The sequence below is a fragment of the Pseudomonas sp. SWI36 genome, from assembly GCF_002948105.1.
GTDB classification, from domain to species: domain Bacteria; phylum Pseudomonadota; class Gammaproteobacteria; order Pseudomonadales; family Pseudomonadaceae; genus Aquipseudomonas; species Aquipseudomonas alloputida.
Genome location: NZ_CP026675.1, coordinates 5,665,037 through 5,685,487, shown reverse-complemented (window position 1 = coordinate 5,685,487; position 20,451 = coordinate 5,665,037). Strand labels below are relative to the sequence as shown.

Genomic DNA, 20,451 nt, shown 5'->3' with positions numbered 1-20,451 from the left:
GAGGGTAGTTATGAAATCGTTATTTCATGTTTCATACCATGTTACAGATCTCGAAGCATCTCGTAACTTCTACGGTAACATTCTCGGCTGCAAAGAAGGCCGCACGAGTGACACTTATTTGGATTACGATTTCTTCGGTCACCAGATTTCACTTCACAAAGGTGTTCCTTTTCCAACTACCCGTACCGGTAAAGTCGGCGACCATGAAGTGTTGATGCCGCATATCGGCTTGGTGCTGCATCTGGATGACTGGTTCGCGATGGCAGACCGCCTGGCGCTTCATGGTGTGCAGTTCGACATACCGCCGGTTGTACGATTCCCGGGCCAACCTGGGGAGCAGCGAACGATGTTTTTCCTGGACCCCAGTGGCAACCCGATCGAGATCAAAGGGTTCAAGGACTTTGAAGGTGTATTTGCCACCTGATTGGCAAAAACGTCCGGGACGCGCCTCCCGCTTTGTCTGCGTGAGATAAGAGGCGTGTATCGATGAGTGGCCACTCAATAAAAATAACAAGCTCCAACGATGTGTTTGGCATTTTTGCCGGCCAATGTACAGTCCAAATTATAATAACTGGAGGACGTATGGCGAAGACTAGTCTGGTGACTAGAATTATTGCAGGTCTTGTGCTCGGGGTTGTAGTGGGGGCACTTCTAAATTTCTTTCCCGAGTACAAAGCCTGGATAATCAGCAGCTTTTTGCAACCCGTCGGCGATATTTTCATCAAGATGATGAAGATGATTGTCATACCTCTTGTATTCGCGTGCATGGTCGGCGCGATCGCAGGCAATGGTGATAGCAAGGCGATAGGGCGGGTGGGGGTGAAAGCCTTGTTCTACTTCTTTGTCGTGACCAGCATCGCAATTGTGTGCGGCCTGCTGGTTGGCAATCTTGCGCAGCCAGGCGTAGGTGCCAACTTGACGACGCTGGCAAACACCCAATCGCTCTCGCTTCCCTCTACCTCGGAGAGCACAGGTTTTGCTCAAGTCATCCTCAATATCATCCCGGACAATATCGTCGGTGCAATGGCGCAAGGAAAGCTGCTGCCTGTCCTGTTCTTCTCGGTCATGTTCGGCTTTGGGCTAAGTGCTCTGGACAAAGAGAAGAAAATGCCGTTGATCGCGGTAGTCAATGCCATTTCCGCGACGATGTTCAAGGTGACGCATATCGTGATGCACTACTCACCCATCGGGATCTTTGGCCTGATCGGCGTGACGGTCGCCAACTTCGGGCTTTCCGCGTTGCTGCCTCTGGCAAAACTGATTGCCGTCACCTACGTCGCGGTCATTCTGTTCGGCGTGGTCGTGCTGGGCGGCATCGCGAAGGTTGCCGGGATCAACATCTTCGACCTGATCAAGGCGATCAAGGATGAGTTGATCCTGGCGTTCAGTACTGCCGCCTCGGCGACTGTCATGCCCCAGCTGATTGAAAAGGTCGAGGCCTACGGTGCGCCGCGTTCGATTGCTACGTTGGTGATTCCTACGGGTTATTCCTTCAATCTGGATGGCGCATCGCTGTTCGTGGGCATCGGCACGCTGTTCATCGCGCAGCTGTATGAAATTCCCCTGAGCTTGGCTGACCAGGCGATGCTGATCATCATCATGGTGCTGACCTCCAAGGGCGCAGCCGGCGTCCCGGGGGCCATGTTCGTGATCTTGACCGCTACGCTGACCAGTGCCGGTCTGCCTGTGGAAGGTATTGCATTCATCGCCGGAGTCTATCGCTTGATGGACATGCCGATCACGGCGCTGAATGTCTTGGGCAACGCACTGGCGCCTCTGGTTGTGGCGAAGTGGGAGAACCAATACCGGATGCCTGCTGCCCCGGTGGTAGCGCCCGGGGAGCGCCCGCAAGTGTTGACCTGTTCGATTAGCGCTGGGGGCTCGGCAAAAACGACCTAGTGTGTTCATCGACATGATCGCCCTGCATGTGATGCAAGTGCCCATCATGCAGGTAATCGACATGCCCATCGTGTTCGATTGCCGTGTGGCCGCAGCCGGGCTTGTGCCGATGGTCATGGTGCGGATGCTGGTTGCAGGCACTCATTCCGAACGTCTATAGCTGCCATACCTCGGCCGACACGGCCGAGGTAGGTCGCTTATGTTACTCATGGTGCGGCTCACCCAGGAACGTCAGTGAACTGAACAGACTCTGCTGGGCCACGGGGCTGCCGTCTGCCATTGGCAGGGTAGCCTGGGCCGCGATGATGTTGAGTCCTTCATTGCGTACGGTGATACGTGCCCGGCCTTGCTTGTCGGTGGTGGCGCTGACCTGGTGAGGGGCGCCCCGGTAATCGCCCTGCAGCGGGATATCAGCAGCCGGTTTGCCATCGAGCAGTACCTGCACTTCCAGCGTCTTGCCTGGCCCGACTTGCAGAGGGTCGCTCAGGGGAACGATCGCTAAACGCAGCATGTCCAGTTTTGGCAGGCGAGCACCGCTCTGGTAGATCGCCAGGCTGTATTTCAAGCTGTGGGTGGAGGCGATCGCATCCTTGACGTGGGTGCGATCCTGATTGACCCATTGCTTGTCCGGGCGCTGCGACCAAGGCCCGTTGTCCAGCAGCACGGCAAGTGCCGCAGGCGGGGTAAGTGGTTGCAGCACGGCATGATCCGCCAGGCGCTCGACCGTGACCGGGACCATGTTCCCGGTCGCGTCGAACGCCCAGGCGCGCTTGATCTTTTCCGCCTTGTAGGCGTTATCCTCGGCGCCGTGGCCGTACACGGCCTCGATATTGCCACGTCGCTCCTCGGTCCACAGGCCGTGGGCGCCTGCGTTGACGCTGACCATCAGGGTCAACAGGGATGCGACTTTCAACGATGGATGCATGATGGTTCCTCGGTTCAAAGGCTAAGGGTCAGGCTGACACTGAAGTTGCGTGGCTCCCCGGGCAGCACCCAAGCGCTGTTGTACGAGCGTTCGTAGTACTTGCGGTCGAACAGGTTGTTGAGGTTAAGGCCGACGGTGACCTGTTCGCTGGCCTTGTAGTGCGCCAGCAGGTCGACCGTGCTGTAGGCGTCCAGGGTGAAGTCGCTGCCGGCCTGGCCGGAGCGTTCGCCGACGTAGTTCACCGCTGCGCCCACATCCGAACCGCGCAGGGCCCCGTCCTGGAATTCGTACACGCCCATCAGGCTGCCGCTGTTACGGGCGATACCGAGCAAGTCGCTGCCTTTGGGCAGGGCTGCGTCGCCCTTGGTGACCTCGGCGTCGATGTAGGCGTAGGCGCCGATCACTCGCAACGCGTCGGTCAGCTGGCCGCTGAACTGCAGGTCCAGGCCTTGGCTGCGCGCTTCGCCCGCCGCCACGCTCTCGCCAAGGGCGTCGGTGGTGATGACGTTCTCCTTGTCGATATGGAACAGGGCGATGGTCGCGCCCAGGCGGCTGTCGAGGACGTCGAGTTTGACCCCGGTCTCGTAACCCAAGCCCTTTTCAGGCTTGTACACCTGGCCCTGGGTGCCGATGGTGTTGGGTTTGAACGAAGTGGATGCGTTGGCGAACACGCCGACTTGCGGGGTCAGTTGGTACAACACCCCGATGCGCGGTGTGGCAACGTCCTTTTCCTGGCTGTTGCTGAGACCCGCGGTGCGGTTCTGCGAGGTCTGCTCGAAGCGCTCCAGGCGTACGCCCAGCAACCCGCGCAGGCGCTCGGTGAAAGCGATCTGGTCTTGCAAGTTGATCGCGTAGCTTTCAGTGTGCTCGAAGAAGTCGTTGGCACGGGTGATGGCTGGCTTCGGCTTGCCGTATACCGGGTTGTAGATATCCAGCCCATACGCTGCGGAGGTGGCGCTTTGCGGGTACTTCTGGCTGTTGCGGTAGTTTTCGTACTCCAGCCCGACCAGAGTCTGATGCTGCCAGCCACCCAACTCGAACTGCCCGTGCAGCTCGGCCTGGGTGATGCTGTCGTTCCATTCGAAGTCGCGTTCGCGATAGAAGCGCGTGATGGTGGTGCCCACCAGGGCCTGGGGCTCGGAGCTGTTGCCCTTGAGCGTGCCCTGGGTGTAGTGGTTGGCCAGGCGCAGCTTCCAGTTGTCGTTGAGCACGTGTTCCAGCGCCACGTCGAGGGTCTGGTTGTCGTTGCGGATATCGCCGTCATTCGGCTCGCCAAGGAAGGTCGAGCGCTTGACCGACCCCATTTCGCCGTTGACCGCCGGAATGCCGCGATCGAACACCGACTCGGTGCGGGAGAACTCGGTGTCGATCATCAGTCGGGTGTCGGGTGACAGTTGCCAGCTCAGGGAGGGGCTGACGATACGGCGCTCGCTGCCGATATGATCGCGGAAGCTGTCGTTGTCTTCGACGGCGAGGTTGATCCGGCCCAGCAGATTCCCTTCGCTGTCCAGCGGCGAGTTGGCGTCCAGGGCGGTGCGGTAGCGGTCCCAGCTGCCTGCGCTGAGGGTGAGGGTACTGAAGGCTTCGGCCTGGGGGCGCTTGGTGACGATGTTGACCAGTCCGCCAGGGTCGCCACGGCCGTACAGGCTGGCAGCCGGGCCTTTGAGCACTTCGATGCGCTCGATGTTGGAGGTGTCCGGCGAGCTGTAGCTGCCGCGGTTGATGGCGAAACCGTTCTTGTACAGCTCGCCCGTGGTGAAGCCGCGCACACTGTAGTTGAGGAAAGTCAGGCCGCCGAAGTTGTTCTGCCGCGACACGCCGCCAGCAAAGTCCAGGGCGCGGTCGATGCGGGTGGTGTTGAGGTCCTTGATCACCTGCGCGGGCACGACGTCGATACTCTGCGGCGTGTCGCGGATGTCGGTATCGGTGCGGGTGGCCGTGGCAGAGCGGTTGGCACGATAGCCTTGCACCGGCCCGTCGGCGCGCTCTTCGAGGTAGGCATCGGTGATGGAGGTTTCGTTCAGCAGCAAGGGTTGTGCCGCTGAAATCGGCTGGCCGAACAAGCCCAGCGTCAGGCCGGCCAGAAGGGGGGCACGAGGGTTCACGTAAAGTCTCCGTTTTTCACGCTATAACGTTGCATTGTTGGATACGTCCTGACTTGGGCACTGTCCACGAGCTCGAAGGGGATCACAACGGATACACCATCAGGCTCCACGGTGTAGGCTGTGCAGGCTGCACTCAATGCCAACATCGATGCCGCGCCCTGCTTCGGGCGGTGCTGCATCACAGATGACAAGAAACCCTTGCGAGTAGAGCGGCCCGCCTTGCGTCAGACCTGACAAATGAATCCTGATGAGGAAATGTTCATGTGTTGGGATGCGCATGTTATTAGATGTAATAACGTAACGCTAGTGGTTAGCGTTCATTACCGGTTGCAAATGATTCTTGTTGGTCAGGCGCAGCGGCCTGCGGGGCGGACCAGGCCGAAGCATCGTGCGGGTGCAGGCTTTCCAGATGGCGAACGTGCACTTGGCTATCGCGGTAACCGTGCAGGCTTGCCTGAATACGCCGCGCAGCGTCTTCGACGAACATCAGGTTCTGCCCGTTGAGTGCTGCGAAAGCCTGTTCGTCAGCCCGTTTTACGGCGGTCTGAACCGGCGTGCGCAAGGCGCCTTCGACGTGGTCGATCAGGGCCAGCAACCCGAGATCCGGGGCATCGGCAGGTACCGTGACGCGCACTCGAGCTTCGCTGCGTTGGCTATGTGGCGTCGCCAGCGACGCGTTGCTGCGCATCCACTGCGCGACGGCGCTGGCTTCGAGCAGTGGCTGGTCCTTGAAGGTTCGCAGGAAGCCGTCCTCAATCAACTGCCGGGAGAGAGCGGCCGAGCACGGGCAGGTCGAGGAGTAGCCGATCCTGACCTCGATACTCAGGTTCAGCGCCCCACCGACCTTCGTCGCGAGCACGTGAACCGGGTACGACTTCCAGCCAGAGAGGCCCTCGGTCACCAGTGCAGGGCGGCGAACCAGCAAGTCGAAATCCAGGCGCAACCTGGCATTGCGGCTTTCGCAATCCTGATGGCTGTCGATCATCTCCTGCAACAGCGCAAAGAGGCTTGCCGGCGACACCGCCGCAGCCTGCCCCCAGGCGTCCAGCAGGCGATACAGCCTGGACATGTGAATGCCTTTGACATGCGGTGCCGGCAGGTCGACCTGGACATCCGCCCGGGCGTGCAGCTCACGCTGGTAGGTCGGTTCTTGGATCCTTACCGGCAGGTCGATACCCTGCATGCCGACCCATTGCAGCGGGCTGAGGCTGGGGGCCAGGTCGGTGACGGAAACGTCGGGTAATGCTGAGCTCATCATGTATATCCAGTGGTGGGAGCCTTGCACGTGGCAGCAAGGCGTTTGAATCAGTTCCAGCCGGGGAAGGGGTTGGTCAGCTTCATCCAGCCTTCCGGTCCCTGGGCCATTTCCTCATCGGTCAGCAGGCAGGCATCGAAACGCGCCCGCAGCGCTGCCTCGTCCATTTCCATACCGATCAGCACCAGCTCCTGGCGGGCATCGCCAACGTCCTCGTGCCATTTCGACCTTTCGCCCTTGGATTGAGGGTATTGAGGATGGCCATCAGGCGATCGCGCTCTTCGCCACTGATCAGGTCGGTCTTGTTCAGTACGATGACGTCGCAGAACTCGATTTGCTCGATCAGCAGGTCGACCACGGTGCGCACGTCTTCCTCGCCCAGCGATTCACCGCGTGCCTGCAGGCTGTCGCGCGAGCTGTAGTCGCGCAGGAAATTGAAGGCATCGACCACGGTGACCATGGTGTCGAGGCGTGCCACTTCGCTGAGGCTGCGGCCATCCTCGCCTTCGAAGGTGAAGGTTTCCGCCACCGGCAGTGGCTCGGAGATGCCCGTCGATTCGATGACCAATTGGTCGAAACGACCCTCTTTGGCTAGACGGTCCACTTCGAGCAGGAGGTCTTCGCGCAAGGTGCAGCAAATACAGCCATTGCTCATCTCCACCAGCTTTTCGTCGGTGCGTGACAGCTCGGCGCCACCCTCGCGTATCAGTGCGGCATCGATGTTCACATCGCTCATGTCGTTGACGATCACCGCGACTCGCCGGCCTTCGCGGTTGCTCAGAATATGGTTGAGCAGGGTAGTCTTGCCGGCTCCCAGGAAGCCGGAAAGTACAGTGACGGGCAGCCGCGCGGCTTCGTTGGTATGGGGGACAGGGGGGCTCATCGGGAGGCCTCATGATAAAGGGTGGTGCGCATGCGTGCGGCTCTGCTCAGTCCTCGCCTGCATCACGGCGAGTACAGGCGGCGCATTTACCGTGCAGCTCGATGACCGAGCTGCACAGCGAAAACACGTTCTGTTTCATCCAGTGCCCCAGGGCCTGGTTCAGGTGCGGTACGTTGAACTCATCGACATGGCCGCAGCTGTCGCAGATGGCGAACGCTCTGAAACCTGCTTCGCACTGGCTTGGGCAGGTGCAGCTGACATAAGCGTTCAAAGACTCCAGCCGATGAATCAACCCTTGCTCGGCCAAGTGGCCCAGCGCGCGGTAGATCTGCGTCGGCGCCCTGACACCTTCATTGCGCAGGCTGTCCAGAATGGCGTAGGCACTGAGCGGCTTGTCGGCTTGCTGAAGCGCCGTCAGGACACGTTGCTGATTGCTGGTCAGTTGCATGCAGGTCTCCTTCCGTTGGCGGGCAGTCTTCATTTTGTTCCGGATTTGGGATGTTATAAGGTAACAATAATAAAATGGCTAGCGAAATTGCCCGAGGCTTCGCTGGTTCGCAGGTCAATGGGAGTCCATATGGATCGTCGACGAGTGCTGAAACTACTGCTTGCATGCCTGGCATTGCCGCTGCCTCTTGCGGCACAAGCCGGGCAGGCGGTTAAACGGGTTTGGGTGAGCCGGTCGGGCAGCGTCACCAAGGTGTCGCTGGAGCTTACCGGGCCGGTGGCGGCGAAGCATTTCAGCCTCGCGGCGCCACCGCGGTTGGTTCTTGATCTTCCTCAGGCCAGTCTGCAGGCGTCACTGAACGATCTTGCCCTGGAAGGCACTGCCGTCACAGCCGTACGCAGTGGCATCACCGCGTCCGGTGACTTGCGTATCGTGCTGGACCTGGCCGACTCGGCAGTGCGCGGCGAAGTCCGCTCGCTCAACACCAGGCCGCATGGCCTGGAGTTGGTACTCACTGGGCCACCGGTGGGCGTTGCGCCGGAAGTTGCCAAGCCCTTGGCGCGACAGCGCGACCTGTTGATCGTGGTCGATGCCGGGCATGGCGGCAAAGACCCCGGTGCAGTAGGGCCCAAGGGCGAGCAGGAAAAGCACGTTGCGTTACAGATCGCCAAGTTGCTGGCCAAGCGCATCGATGCACAGAAAGGCTACAAGGCACGCTTGGTGCGCAGTGACGATGTGTTCATTCCGCTGCGCAAGCGCGCCGAACTCGGTCAGCGGCTGAACGCGGACTTGTTCGTGTCGGTACATGCCGATGCTGCACCGCGACTCACGGCGTCTGGGGCATCGGTGTTCGCCTTGTCGCAAGGGGGCGCGACGTCGTCGATGGCGCGCTGGATGGCGCAGCGGGAAAACGATGCAGACAGGGCCGGCGGGGGATTGCCGATCAAGCTGCGTGAGCGCGACCCCATGGTTGCCAGCGTGCTGCTGGACATGTCGATGAACTCGACGATCGCCACAAGCCTGGATCTTGGGCATCAGGTGCTCTCGCAGCTTGGGCAGGTGTCGGGCCTGCATCAAGCGCGGGTGGAACAGGCAGGTTTCGCCGTGCTCAAGTCGGCGGCAGTACCCTCGATCCTGGTCGAGACCGGTTTCATTTCCAATGCCGGAGATTGCCGGCGGTTGCATGATGCCCGTCATCAGCGCAAGGTCGCGGAGGCGATATTCGCCGGGCTGGACAGCTACTTCCGCCAGAAACCACCGGCTGGCAGCCTGATCACGGCCAAGAGAGAGGCGTGAGCACGCTGCGTGTCCTTGCGCTTGAGCGCGGTGTCCTCTCTAACAGGCCACTCAACCCTGTTTCAGCCGCGAGGCGGCCTCCAGAGCGAAGTAAGTCAGGATGCCGTTGCACCCCGCACGTTTGAACGCCATCAACGCCTCCAGGATAACCGTGTCCGGATCCAGCCAGCCCTGATTGATCGCTGCCTTGAGCATCGAGTATTCACCGCTGACCTGGTAGGCGAATGTCGGCACGGCAAAGGTTGCCTTGACCCTTTGAATGATGTCCAGATAAGGCATGCCGGGCTTGACCATCACCATGTCGGCGCCTTCTTGCAGGTCCAGCGCTACTTCGCGCAGGGCTTCGTCGCTGTTGGCCGGGTCCATCTGGTACGTGCGCTTGTCGCCTTTGAGCGCGGCCGCCGAACCCAGCGCGTCGCGGAACGGGCCGTAGAAGCCGGACGCGTACTTGGCGGCGTAGGACATCAGACGCACATCGCTGAACCCGGCCAGGTCCAGCGCGGACCTGAGCGCGCCGATGCGCCCGTCCATCATGTCCGAAGGTGCCAAGGTGTCGATGCCGGCCTGGGCCTGGACCACGGCTTGGGCCGCCAGTACCTGCAAGGTCTCGTCATTGGCCACGCGGCCTTGGCGCAGCACGCCGTCGTGGCCATGGTCGGTGTAGGGGTCCAGTGCGACGTCGCCGATCAAGCCAAGGTTGGGGAACGTGGCCTTGAGCAACCTGGCGGCGCGGCAGATCAGGTTGTCCGCGTCGAGGGCGTGGGTGCCCTCACTGTCTTTGCGCTGCACTGGAGTGGCGGGAAACAGGGCAATGGCCGGAATGCCCAGTTCGACCGCCCGGCCTACGTGATCCGGCAGTTCGGCCAGGCTGACGCGTACCTGGCCCGGCATGGCGGTGATTGCCTCGCGTGTACCTGAGCCTTCCTTGAGAAAAACCGGCCAGATCAGGTCATCGCGAGACAGGCTGTTTTCAGCGACCAGACGACGCGTCCATTCGTCAGCGCGATTACGGCGCAAACGCGTGGCCGGGAACGCGCCCGTTGAGTTCGCGAAGTGGGTCATGCCTCTCATGCCTCGATGGAGGAATGGTGGCCAGTGATCAACCACTGCTGGTCGATCCGCTCGAAGGTGAACAGGAAGCGCGCTGGCACTACCCGCTGCTCGCCGTCCTCACGAAAGACGAAGGTGTATTGGCCTCCAACGACCACGGTCCCCAGCTTGCGGCTGACGCGCTTCTTGAACAACTGGATGTCACAGACCAGCCCGTCGTTAGCGAGGAAATTCTCGAAATAGTTGCGACGGCTGTCGTCGCAGTCACGCACTTGGTTGGACAGGGTCGGAACCAGGATCGCATCTGGTGCGTACAACGCCAGCACCTGATCCACATCACGTGTGGCCACGGTCGCGGCCCAACGGTAGAGCGCCGCTTTGGCACCGGCCAGGCAGGCCAGTTCGGTGTCGGCGTAGGTTTCGATGGTTGGGTTCTGGCATGTATCGGTCATGGCGTCTCTCCTGCGCAAGTGGAAAAGATGAACAGTAGCGGCGTAATCTGCTAAGTTGTAATTGTTATAACATAACATTTACCACAGGTTGCAAATCATGTTCCTTACCCTTGAGCAGGCACAGGCGGGAAGCCGCTTCGCCTTGACCGATGTGCTTGGCCACATACCCTGGAACCCCCAGGGGCTGATCCCCGCCATCACCCAGCAGCATGACAGCGGCGAAGTCCTGATGCTGGCCTGGATGAACGAAAAGGCGCTGCTGGAAACCCTCGAGACCCGGCGGGCATGCTACTGGTCACGTAGCCGTGGATGCCTGTGGCGCAAAGGCGAAAGCTCGGGGCATGTCCAGCATGTACACGACGTGCGGCTGGACTGCGATGGCGACGCGCTGTTGTTGCTGGTGGATCAGGCAGGTGTCGCCTGCCACACAGGGCGTCGCAGCTGTTTCTACAACGCGATCCAGGGTGATCAAGTGGTGGTGACGGGCAACCCCGCCGAGGTGGGCGTATGAGTCAAGTCATCATTCGCAACGCCCGCCTGGTCAATGAAGGTGCCATACAGGAGGCCGATGTACTGGTCGCCCATGGCCGTATCGAGAAAATCGGCCGCAGCATCGCGGGCGTCAATGCGCCGCTCGAAATCGATGCCCGGGGCCAATGGTTGCTCCCCGGCATGATCGACGACCAGGTTCATTTTCGTGAGCCTGGCGCTGCGCACAAGGGCACCATGGCCAGTGAGTCGCGCGCAGCAGTGGCGGGCGGTATCACCAGCTTCATGGACATGCCCAACACCAACCCGGCCACGCTGGATCTTGCCGCCCTGCACGACAAGAAAGCCCGCGCCGCCACCACCTCGGTTGCCAACTACGGTTTTCATTTTGGCGTGAGCAAGGACAACCTCGATACCGTGGCGGCCCTCGACCCACGTGAGGTGGCGGGAGTGAAGGTGTTCATGGGCGCCTCCACCGGCGACATGCTGGTGGACGACCCCAGGGTGCTGGAACGGCTGTTCGCCAGCGTGCCGACCATCCTCCTGGCGCACTGCGAGCACACCCCGTCGATCCTGGCCAACGAAGCGCGCATACGTGAGCGCTACGGCGATTTCATTCCGCCGGCCATGCACCCGATCATTCGGGATGCCGATGCCTGCCTGCGCTCTTCGAGCCTGGCGGTGCAGCTTGCCAAGCAGTTCGGCACACGGTTGAATGTGCTGCACCTGACCACCGCCCAAGAGCTGAAGTTGTTCCAGCCTGGGCCTTTGCAGGGCAAGCAGATCACCGCCGAAGTGTGCGCGCACCATCTGCTGTTCGATGACCGTGACTATGCCCGCTTGGGCCACCTGATCAAATGCAACCCTGCCATCAAAACCCGGGAAGACCGGGACGCACTGCGTCAGGCTCTGCTGTGCGACCGCATCGACGTCATCGGTACCGATCACGCACCCCACACCTTGGCGGAAAAACAACGCCCTTATGCCTCGGCGCCATCAGGTTTGCCGTTGGTACAGCATGCACTTCCGGCGCTCTTCGAGCTTGTGGAGGAGGGCGTGCTGACAGTTGCCCAACTGGTGCGCAAGACCAGCCACGCCGTCGCGGATCTGTTCGCCATTTCGGAACGCGGTTACCTGCGTGAGGGCTACTGGGCGGACATGACGCTGATCGAGCGTCTGCCCGAGCCCCGCGCTGTCAGCCTCGACCCGGTTCTGGCGCACTGTCAGTGGACGCCGTTCGTGCACCATCGTTTTCATCACCGAGTGGCCACGACACTGGTCTCCGGGCAACTGGCCTGGCATGAAGGCCGGCTGGTCGAGGGCTGCCAAGGCTTGCCGCTGGCGTTCAACGCACGACGCGGTTGACCGCCATTTCTTTTCATTGACCTGAGCGCACCTGCAATGACCGAACAAGAGCTACTATCCCAACCCGAAGACGCCTACATGGACGCTGCCCAGCAAAGGTTCTTCCGTGAGCTGCTGCTTGCCCAGCGCAATGAGCTTCAGCAACGCATCGCTGAAGAATTCGAAGCGATCCGCGACTTCGAGCCTACCAGTGATCCCTCCGATATCGGCACGGCGGAGGAGCATCGTCAATGGCAATTGAGGCTGCTGGAGCGGGAGAAAAAACTGCTGGACAAGATCGACGAGGCCTTGGAACGCGTTGCCCGTGGCGAGTATGGCTGGTGTAAGGAAACTGGCGAACCGATTGGTCTCAAGCGGTTGCTGCTCAGGCCAACCGCCACCCTGTGCGTGGAGGCCAAAGAACGCCAGGAGCGCAATGAGCGGCACATGCGCGACGATTGAGGGTGCAAATCGCCACCATAGGGTTCATCAGCACATAGCCACAGTAGATGCCCCCGGGTATGCTCGCGTTCGAGGTAACGTTGTTTTGCCCATTCGCCCAGGGGCCTACGTATCACGCTGAACACCAGTTTTTATCCCGATACCTAATGGGAGGGGACGCCCTGTCCCAAGAGCGACTCAATAGCTCAGCCGTTATCAGCCGCGCCGGTCCTGGTGCTGGACGAACAGATTTTTTACATCTGTTGTTATAACGTTACCGAATATGTCGCAAATGGCAAGAGGACGAACCAGTAGGAGTCAGGGCTGAACACCCCGACCAATCCTTGCAGTGTCAATAGCAGCGTGGCGATTGCTAGCGCCACGTACGTCATGATTTTCGGTCATGTCCTGGAGGAGCGTAGCGTGCTCGGCTCGCAAGAAGCGATTGCGGCACTTGGGCAGCTGACCCGTAGTCGTGCACGTCTTATCAATGCCGATGGGCAGGTTCATGAGGTCGATAACGCAAGCCTCAACCCTGGCGACCAAGTCGAAGTCCGTGCCGGTGACCGGGTACCAGACGATGGACGCATTATTGAAGGCCAGGCCAGCCTGGACACCGCGCCCATCACGGGGGAGTCCATTCCCCAGGAGGTGACGACCGGGATGGATATCCATGGAGGGTCGATCAATCTGGATGGCTTGCTGCGGGTGGAGATTACGCGTGTTGGCGATGATTCTACCTTGGGCAAGGTCATCGCCCTGATGCAGCGCGCCGAACAAGCCAAGCCGCCCATCACACGCTTGCTCGAACGACACGCCGGGCGTTATCTGGTACTGGTGCTACTGATTGCCGCCGCGACCTGGTTCGTTACCAAGGATGCCCAGGCCATGTTGGCCGTTCTGGTCGCCGCCTGTCCGTGTGCATTGGTTCTGTCGGCACCGGCGACAGCGGTGGCAGGCATTGCCGTCGCCGCTCGGCACGGTATCCTGATTCGAGGGTCTGCCTTCCTCGAGGAACTCGCCGACTTGTCTTCGCTGGTGATCGACAAGACCGGCACACTGACCTACGGCAAACTGCGTCTGCGCAGCGTGGTTGGCCTATCGAGTACGTTGTCGCAGGCCGATATCATCAACCTCGCCGCAAGTCTCGGTGCGGCCAGTAGCCATCCGGTCAGCCGTGCTCTGGCGGCATTGGTACCGCATGACCACCATTTGCCGCTACTGGATGTCCATGAACGCCAAGGCTTTGGCGTTGTGGCGCACACAGCCGAGGGAAAAGCTGCGTTGGGGCGACCGGAGCTTTTCGATGAGTTGGGCATGACGGTGCCTCCAGTTCCTGAACATGATGGCCCAATCGCGGGCTTGGCGCAGAATGGGCAATTTCTGGGTTGGCTGTTGCTGGCCGACAACGTGCGCGCAGAGTCTGCCGAGGCCATGCAGCAATTGCGTGAACTAGGCCTGGAGCGTCAGTTGCTGCTGAGCGGTGATCGCACCCGTGTGGCTGAATCCATCGCTGCACAGGTCGGTATCACTCGCGTGGTGTCCGAAGCATTGCCAGAAGAGAAGTTGCGCCAGGTCAACCATGAGCTTCAGGTTGGCTTCCGCCCCTTGGTGGTGGGTGATGGCATCAATGACGCGCTGGCGCTCAAGGCGGGTGTCGTGGGGGTGGCGATGGGGGCGGGCGGTGCTGATATCGCGCTGGCCGCAGCGGATATCGTGCTGATCAACGGTGATCTGCGGCGCTTGGGCACCTGCCTCCGTCTCAGCCGTCTTTGCCGTCGCACGCTCCAGGTGAACGTGCTGATCGGCTTGGGCTGGACCTTGGCTATCGTGGGGGCAGCAGCTTTCGGTTTATTGGGAGCGGCGGGGGCGATGGTCGCAGCGCTGTTGCACAATTTCAGTACATTGCTGGTGCTCAGCAACTCCGGGCGCTTGTTACGTTATGACGAACGGGATGTGGAGAAGAGGGAAATGTCAGCATATCGTGCTGGCATCCAACGCTGACGCCTATAACGCAGGCATGCAGGTGGGGGCTCCCCCCGCCTGTCACAGCGCCGGCAACGATGGGCATCGCTTACAAAGCAGCACGAAAATATCAACCCGGCGAGCCGAGGACATCACCATGGCGGTGGACTAGTCGGCCAAGAAAGTCCTGAGCGCCTCATGCGACATGGGTCTCGCAAAGTAATAGCCTTGGAGAATATCGCAGCGCCCCCTTTCCAGGAAATTCACCTGAGGCGCAGTTTCCACACCTTCAGCGACCACTGACAGGCTGAGATGATGGGCCATCGAAATGATGCCTTGAGTGATTGCTGCATCGTGTGGGTTCGTCGAGATGTCCTGGATAAAGGAGCGGTCAATCTTGATTTTGTCTATTGGCAAGCACTTGAGATAACTCAGGCTGGAGAACCCCGTACCGAAATCATCCAGCGCAATGCGTACACCCAAGTCTTTGAGGCGGTGCAAGGTTGCGATTGCTTGTTCAACGTTATGCAGCAAGAGTGACTCGGTTATCTCCAGTTCCAATTGTCCAGCGCTTAGCCCATGCTTGCTCAACACTGCCTGGATACATTCAACGAACTGACCGCACTGGAAATGCATCGGCGAAATATTTACGGCCATCGAGATACCGTTGAAGCCCTGATCACATAGGTTGCGCAACTGCGCGCACGCCGTATCGAGTACCCAAAGGCTCAGAGGGATAATTTGACCACTGTCCTCTGCCACCGGTATGAAAACCGCTGGAGAGATGAACCCTCTAACCGGATGCTCCCAGCGCAACAAAGCTTCGATCCCGACCACCCGACGCGTGCGCGCTTCTATTTGCGGTTGATAATGCAGGCTGAACGATTGAGTTTTGATAGCCTTTTGCAGGTCATTACGTAGGCTTCTGTGCTCGCAAACGCGGTGGTTAAGATCACTGGTGTACCATTGAAAGTTGTTCCGACCTTGTTGCTTGGCTTTGTACATGGCCATGTCAGCCTGCTGGATCAACTTCATCGGCTGCTCGATGTGGCCATCGCTTACCGTAATACCGATACTGGTACTCACGTGCAGGTCAATACCCTGGATACAGTAGGGTTTGCCAATGCTGGCCAGCAGTCGCTCGGCCACCGGGACAGCGTCTTCATCACGAAGCAGGTCCGTCAGCAGTACGACAAACTCATCGCCGCCCATACGCACGACGGTATCAGCCGGACGGACCTGCTGGGTCAAGCGCTGTGCCACCTCGATCAGCACTTGATCGCCGAAGTAGTGCCCGATGGAGTCGTTGATGGATTTGAATCCATCCAGGTCGATGTACATGACCGCCAGTTGAACTTTACGTTGACGGCTGCTGCGACACGCCAGGACAAGCCGGTCTTCCAGAGACAGGCGGTTAAGCAAACCCGTCAGCCCGTCATGGCTGGCATTGATACTCAACTGGCGCTCGTAATGCTTCTGTTTGCTGATATCCCGCGCGATGCCGAATACCCCGACGATCTCGCCATTGACCATGATTGGCAGGTTAGCGATATCCATGATCAACTGCTTGTCGTCGCTCTCGTCGCGCACCCTTGCCTCGAATCGCTGCGGCTCACCGGCGCGGGCCGCGAAAAAATGCTGATTCACTTTCGGCAGGTCTTCTTCGAACACGAGGTGGGAGAAATGATGGCCGACAAGATCAGTTGCCGCGCCAGCTTTAAGCTTCAGGCCAGCAGGGTTCACACTCTGGATGTTGCCCGCCCTGTCGAGGGCGAAAACCGGGTTGGGGTTGTAGGTAAACAATGAGCGAAACCGTTGTTCGCTTTCCTCCAGACGTTGGCCGTCACGCTCATGTCGGATCGCAATGGCAGCCAGTTGCGCCGCGCAGGTCAGCCGATGGATCTGCACCTCGCTTGGCGCAATCGCTTGATCCTGGTATAGCGCAAATGTCCCAAGTACGGATCCCTGATGCGAGAGTAATGGCAACGACCAGCAGGAGCGTAGATTGTACCCTAGCGCCAGACTGCGAAAACGCTCCCAGCTCGGATCCCGGGCTATATCCGCTGTCACCACCAGCTCGCGGCGGAATGCAGCTGTGCCACACGTGCCTTCCTGAGGCCCAATGGGCAACCCATGGATCGCATCGCTGTAGGCAGGCGGCAGGCCAGGCGCGGCGCCCTTCAGCAAATGCTTGCCTTGCGCATCGGTGAGCAGTATCGAACACAGCGTGCCGGGATCCTGGGCGTCGATCATCAAGCAGATGGCGGTGAGGATGTCGTGCAGTTGATGATTGGTCGCAATCATACCGAGTATGTCGCGCTGAGACTCGGAAAGCGCCATGCTGTGATAGCTCGTGCAGGAGGTGTTCATGGGGATTCCTGAGTACTTGCGAGGCCTTCCGGTTCCCTGAACGGCTGGAGAATTGAGTGCCCGGGTACAGTCCGATCGCACCCCGATCGCGAAATCTTATAAAGCAGTGGGCCTTCCACGAAAAAGACTCAGGTGGATGATAAAAGAACGTATCAGATGGAGCGCGTGCGCCTTAACTCGGCTCGCCTCGGCCTGCCCGCTGACTATTTCTGAACCGATCGCAGATACTGCTTGACTTGCGAACTACCAGGCGCAGACTTTAGCCAGCATTGCAAAAGTTCCTTGGGCCTGGGCGCATCTGTTTTCGTCGCTCGCCAACCCGCGCTCGCCAACCCGCGCTTGCCTAGCAGGCGTGCTGAAGCTGGCGCTGGACATTACGGATACAGTACTGGCTTTCCTTTGAATGGCCCATCTCAAGGAAAGAACATCCCGATCACGCCCGACTGCTGCGAGAGCAGCAGTCGGGCGCCTTCCCTCGTGCCGAACGCTCTACGGCTGTTGCCCGCCACCCTTGAACCTGCCTGACGATGCCGATCAGGTTTTGATCAAGCGCCCATTCGACAATGGGCTGTTGACGATCATCCTCGAGGAGCGCGAAGCGGGTGCATCGAAGCACAGCCGTTCGATTCCGAATTGAAGCTGACTCGGAGATTTCGTTGAAGTCGTCACGAAGGCCCACCAGCAGACGAGGTGCTGCGGCAGGCTCCATCTCGTCATCTCAATGACTCAAGGAGCGCCCGCATGGCCAGCAAACAATGCCAGGTCTGTGGCCAACCCGCCACGACACGGGTGGAGGCCAAGGTCAATGGCCGCCACAACATCATGCTGTTGTGTGATGATCACTACCGCCAATTGGTGCGCCAGCAAAAACGCACCCTTTCCCCACTGGAAGCCCTTTTCGGCTCGCGCAGCGGTTTGTTCGAAGAGTTCATGGGCAGCGATTTGCTGCGCATCGGAGAAGACTCGGCATCCGTTGCCACGGGTGCCGATGAAGTGGCTGAAGCGTCGTCTGGGGAACCTGGCCGCGCAGCGTCCGGCACGCCACGCCGCCGCAGCAGCGGGCTGGCCAGCCGCATCAGCGAACACTCGGAGGCCCTGTTGCAGGAAGCCGCCAAGCGTGCCACGGAGTTCGGTCGGTCCGAAGTCGATACCGAACACCTGCTATTGGCGCTGGCCGACAGCGATGTGGTGAAGACCATCCTGAGCCAGTTCAAGATCAAGGTTGATGACCTCAAGCGCCAGATCGAAGCCGAAGCCAAGCGCGGCGACAAGCCATTTGAAGGCGAAGTCGGCGTGTCGCCTCGGGTCAAGGATGCGCTCAGTCGCGCCTTCGTCGCCTCCAATGAGTTGGGGCACGCATACGTAGGCCCCGAGCACTTCCTGATCGGGCTGGCCGAAGAGGGCGAAGGGCTGGCCGCCAACTTGCTGCGCCGCTATGGCCTTATGCCGCAGGCCCTGCGCCAGTGCGTCAGCAAGGTGGTTGGCAAGGGTGCAGAGGATGGCCGCGCCGAGGCGCCGACCGAAACGCCGGAGCTCGACAAGTACTCGCGCGATCTCACCAGGATGGCGCGCGATGGCAAGCTGGACCCGGTCATCGGGCGGGCACAGGAAATCGAAACCACCATTGAGGTACTGGCGCGGCGCAAGAAGAACAACCCGGTGTTGATCGGCGAGCCTGGCGTGGGCAAGACGGCCATCGTCGAGGGGCTGGCGCAGCGCATGGTGGCCGGCGAGGTGCCCGAGACGCTGCGCGACAAGCGCCTGGTCGAACTGAACATCAATTCGTTGGTGGCTGGCGCGAAGTACCGAGGCGAGTTCGAGGAGCGCGTGCAGAAGGTGCTGAAGGAAATCGCCGAGCATCAGGGCGAGCTGATTCTCTTCATCGACGAAGTGCACACCATCGTCGGGGCAGGCCAGGGCGGTGGAGAAGGCGGCCTGGACGTGGCCAACGTCTTCAAGCCGATGATGGCGCGTGGTGAGCTGAACCTGATTGGCGCGACGACGCTCAACGAGTACCAGAAGTACATCGAGCAGGACGCTGCGCTGGAGCGGCGTTTCCAACCGGTCGTGGTGCCCGAGCCAACGGTGGCGCAGACCATCATGATCCTGCGCGGCCTGCGCGACACCTTCGAAGCGCACCACAAGGTCAGCATCACCGAGGAGGCGATCATCGCTGCCGCCGAACTGTCCGACCGCTACGTCAGCGCGCGCTTTCTGCCGGACAAGGCCATCGATCTGCTCGATCAGGCTGCCGCCCGCGTCAAGTTATCGGCGACGGCGCGCCCGGTTGCGGTGCAGGAAATGGAGTCGGAGTTGCACCAATTGCGCCGCGAGCAGGACTACGCGGCTTCGCGCAAGCAATATGACAATGCGGCGCAGATCAGCAAGCGCGTCGAAGCCACGGAGGCCGAACTCAAGCAGCGGGTCGAGGAGTGGGAGCTCGAGCGCGGCTCGGGCAGCACCGAGGTCAAGGCGGAACATGTGGCGCAAATCGTCTCGCGGCTGACCGGCATTCCGGTCAATGAACTGACGGTGGAGGAGCGCGAGAAGCTGTTGCACCTGGAGCAGCGGCTGCATGAGCGCCTGGTGGGGCAGGACGAGGCGGTGCGTGCGGTGGCGGACGCGGTTCGGCTGTCGCGCGCTGGGCTGCGCGAAGGCAGCAAGCCCGTTGCCACGTTCCTGTTTCTGGGCTCCACCGGTGTCGGCAAGACCGAGCTGGCCAAGGCGCTGGCCGAAACCATCTACGGCGACGAGAGCGCCCTGTTGCGTATCGACATGTCGGAGTATGGCGAGCGCCATTCCGTGGCTCGGCTGGTGGGCGCGCCTCCGGGTTACGTTGGTTATGACGAAGGCGGCCAGCTTACCGAAAAGGTCCGGCGCAAGCCCTATAGCGTGCTGCTGCTCGACGAAATCGAGAAGGCCCACCCCGACGTCTACAACATCCTGCTGCAGGTGTTCGACGACGGGCGACTGACCGATGGCAAGGGGCGCGTGGTGGACTTCACCAACACCATTATCATCGCCACGTCCAACCTGGGCTCCGACATTATTCAGCGGCGGCTGAAGGCGCCTGGAGCGGCTGGTGAGGAGTACGAGCAGACCAAGGTCGAGGTGATGGAAGTGCTGCGTGGGCACTTTCGCCCCGAGTTCCTCAACCGAATCGATGAGATCATCGTCTTCCATGCGCTGGGCAAGCTGGAGATCCGCCACATTGTTGGCCTGCAACTCGAGCGCGTAGCCCGCAATGCCGCGAGCCAGGGCGTGACGCTGACGTTCGACGAGACACTGGTCGATCACTTGGCGCAAGTCGGCTACAAGCCCGAATTCGGTGCTCGCGAGCTCAAGCGACTGATCCGCAGCGAGCTGGAGACGGCACTGGCACGTGAAATGCTCGGCGGCGGCATTGGCAAGGGTGATCACGCCCATGTGCGCTGGGACGACAAGGCGGAGCGGGTCGGGTTCGACCGCCGGCAAGCCGAGCCGGCCAAAGAGCTCGACAGTGAAAATGCGTGAAGCCCAGGCCGAAGGC

15 protein-coding genes and 2 pseudogenes are annotated in these 20,451 nt (G+C 60.4%); 9 read left to right on the top strand and 8 right to left on the bottom strand.

From position 1 onward, the window contains the following. Positions 1-10 precede the first annotated feature (10 nt). The 3 genes from C4Q27_RS27100 (at position 11) to C4Q27_RS29495 (ending at position 2,059) form a co-directional block, all read left to right on the top strand. A complete protein-coding gene (locus tag C4Q27_RS27100) occupies positions 11-424 on the top strand; it encodes a VOC family protein (protein ID WP_064493486.1) in 414 nt (137 codons plus the stop codon). 158 nt (positions 425-582) lie between these two features. Next, entirely contained in the window at positions 583-1,899 is a 1,317-nt protein-coding gene (locus C4Q27_RS27095) for a cation:dicarboxylate symporter family transporter (protein WP_104887675.1), read from the top strand. A 1-nt stretch (position 1,900) separates the two neighbouring features. Further along, the gene (locus tag C4Q27_RS29495) at positions 1,901-2,059 is read left to right on the top strand and encodes a hypothetical protein (RefSeq protein ID WP_162497224.1); all 159 of its coding nucleotides are present in this window, start codon (positions 1,901-1,903) and stop codon (positions 2,057-2,059) included. Between the two features lie 42 nt (positions 2,060-2,101). On the opposite strand, the gene C4Q27_RS27090 is transcribed toward C4Q27_RS29495, so the two are convergent. The 5 genes and pseudogenes from C4Q27_RS27090 to C4Q27_RS27070 all read right to left on the bottom strand — a co-directional run bounded on the left by C4Q27_RS27090 (position 2,102) and on the right by C4Q27_RS27070 (position 7,515). After that, positions 2,102-2,824: a DUF4198 domain-containing protein gene (locus C4Q27_RS27090; protein ID WP_104887674.1), complete on the bottom strand. Its 723-nt coding sequence runs from the start codon at positions 2,822-2,824 to the stop codon at positions 2,102-2,104. Between the two features lie 14 nt (positions 2,825-2,838). Continuing rightward, on the bottom strand, positions 2,839-4,929 hold the full coding sequence (locus C4Q27_RS27085; RefSeq protein WP_104887673.1) for a TonB-dependent siderophore receptor: 2,091 nt from the start codon (positions 4,927-4,929) through the stop codon (positions 2,839-2,841). Between the two features lie 310 nt (positions 4,930-5,239). Then, positions 5,240-6,184 (bottom strand): GTP cyclohydrolase FolE2, encoded by a 945-nt coding sequence (folE2, locus tag C4Q27_RS27080; protein WP_104887672.1) that lies wholly within the window; start codon positions 6,182-6,184, stop codon positions 5,240-5,242. 50 nt (positions 6,185-6,234) lie between these two features. Then, positions 6,235-7,067 (bottom strand): annotated as a pseudogene (locus C4Q27_RS27075) (GTP-binding protein). A gap of 46 nt (positions 7,068-7,113) precedes the next feature. Beyond that, positions 7,114-7,515, bottom strand: coding sequence for a Fur family transcriptional regulator (locus tag C4Q27_RS27070; RefSeq protein ID WP_020190656.1), 402 nt, complete (start codon positions 7,513-7,515; stop codon positions 7,114-7,116). Between the two features lie 129 nt (positions 7,516-7,644). On the opposite strand from C4Q27_RS27070, the gene C4Q27_RS27065 reads away from it, so the two are divergent. Beyond that, complete coding sequence (locus C4Q27_RS27065; protein WP_177410029.1) at positions 7,645-8,811, top strand: N-acetylmuramoyl-L-alanine amidase; 1,167 nt, start codon at positions 7,645-7,647, stop codon at positions 8,809-8,811. Positions 8,812-8,862: 51 nt separating this feature from the next. Here the strand turns inward: C4Q27_RS27065 and hemB are convergent, their stop codons facing one another. After that, complete coding sequence (gene hemB, locus C4Q27_RS27060) at positions 8,863-9,873, bottom strand: porphobilinogen synthase (RefSeq protein WP_064493492.1); 1,011 nt, start codon at positions 9,871-9,873, stop codon at positions 8,863-8,865. 5 nt (positions 9,874-9,878) lie between these two features. Beyond that, a complete protein-coding gene (locus C4Q27_RS27055) occupies positions 9,879-10,313 on the bottom strand; it encodes a DUF4440 domain-containing protein (RefSeq protein WP_104887670.1) in 435 nt (144 codons plus the stop codon). 97 nt (positions 10,314-10,410) lie between these two features. Here C4Q27_RS27055 and hisI point away from each other — a divergent pair, with 97 nt between their 5' ends. The 4 genes and pseudogenes from hisI to C4Q27_RS27035 all read left to right on the top strand — a co-directional run. Beyond that, the gene (hisI, locus tag C4Q27_RS27050) at positions 10,411-10,824 is read left to right on the top strand and encodes a phosphoribosyl-AMP cyclohydrolase (RefSeq protein WP_064493493.1); all 414 of its coding nucleotides are present in this window, start codon (positions 10,411-10,413) and stop codon (positions 10,822-10,824) included. Then, positions 10,821-12,167, top strand: coding sequence for a dihydroorotase (locus C4Q27_RS27045; protein ID WP_104887669.1), 1,347 nt, complete (start codon positions 10,821-10,823; stop codon positions 12,165-12,167). Before hisI ends, C4Q27_RS27045 begins: the two co-directional genes overlap by 4 nt. Positions 12,168-12,203: 36 nt before the next feature. Further along, entirely contained in the window at positions 12,204-12,608 is a 405-nt protein-coding gene (gene dksA / locus C4Q27_RS27040; protein ID WP_064493495.1) for an RNA polymerase-binding protein DksA, read from the top strand. 366 nt (positions 12,609-12,974) lie between these two features. After that, a pseudogene (locus C4Q27_RS27035) lies at positions 12,975-14,591 on the top strand (heavy metal translocating P-type ATPase); the annotation flags it as partial. Positions 14,592-14,720: 129 nt separating this feature from the next. Here the strand turns inward: C4Q27_RS27035 and C4Q27_RS27030 are convergent. Next, positions 14,721-16,922: a bifunctional diguanylate cyclase/phosphodiesterase gene (locus C4Q27_RS27030; RefSeq protein ID WP_064492094.1), complete on the bottom strand. Its 2,202-nt coding sequence runs from the start codon at positions 16,920-16,922 to the stop codon at positions 14,721-14,723. A 741-nt stretch (positions 16,923-17,663) separates the two neighbouring features. Here C4Q27_RS27030 and clpK point away from each other — a divergent pair. Next, the gene (clpK, locus tag C4Q27_RS27025; protein WP_064492093.1) at positions 17,664-20,435 is read left to right on the top strand and encodes a heat shock survival AAA family ATPase ClpK; all 2,772 of its coding nucleotides are present in this window, start codon (positions 17,664-17,666) and stop codon (positions 20,433-20,435) included. Positions 20,436-20,451 lie beyond the last annotated feature (16 nt).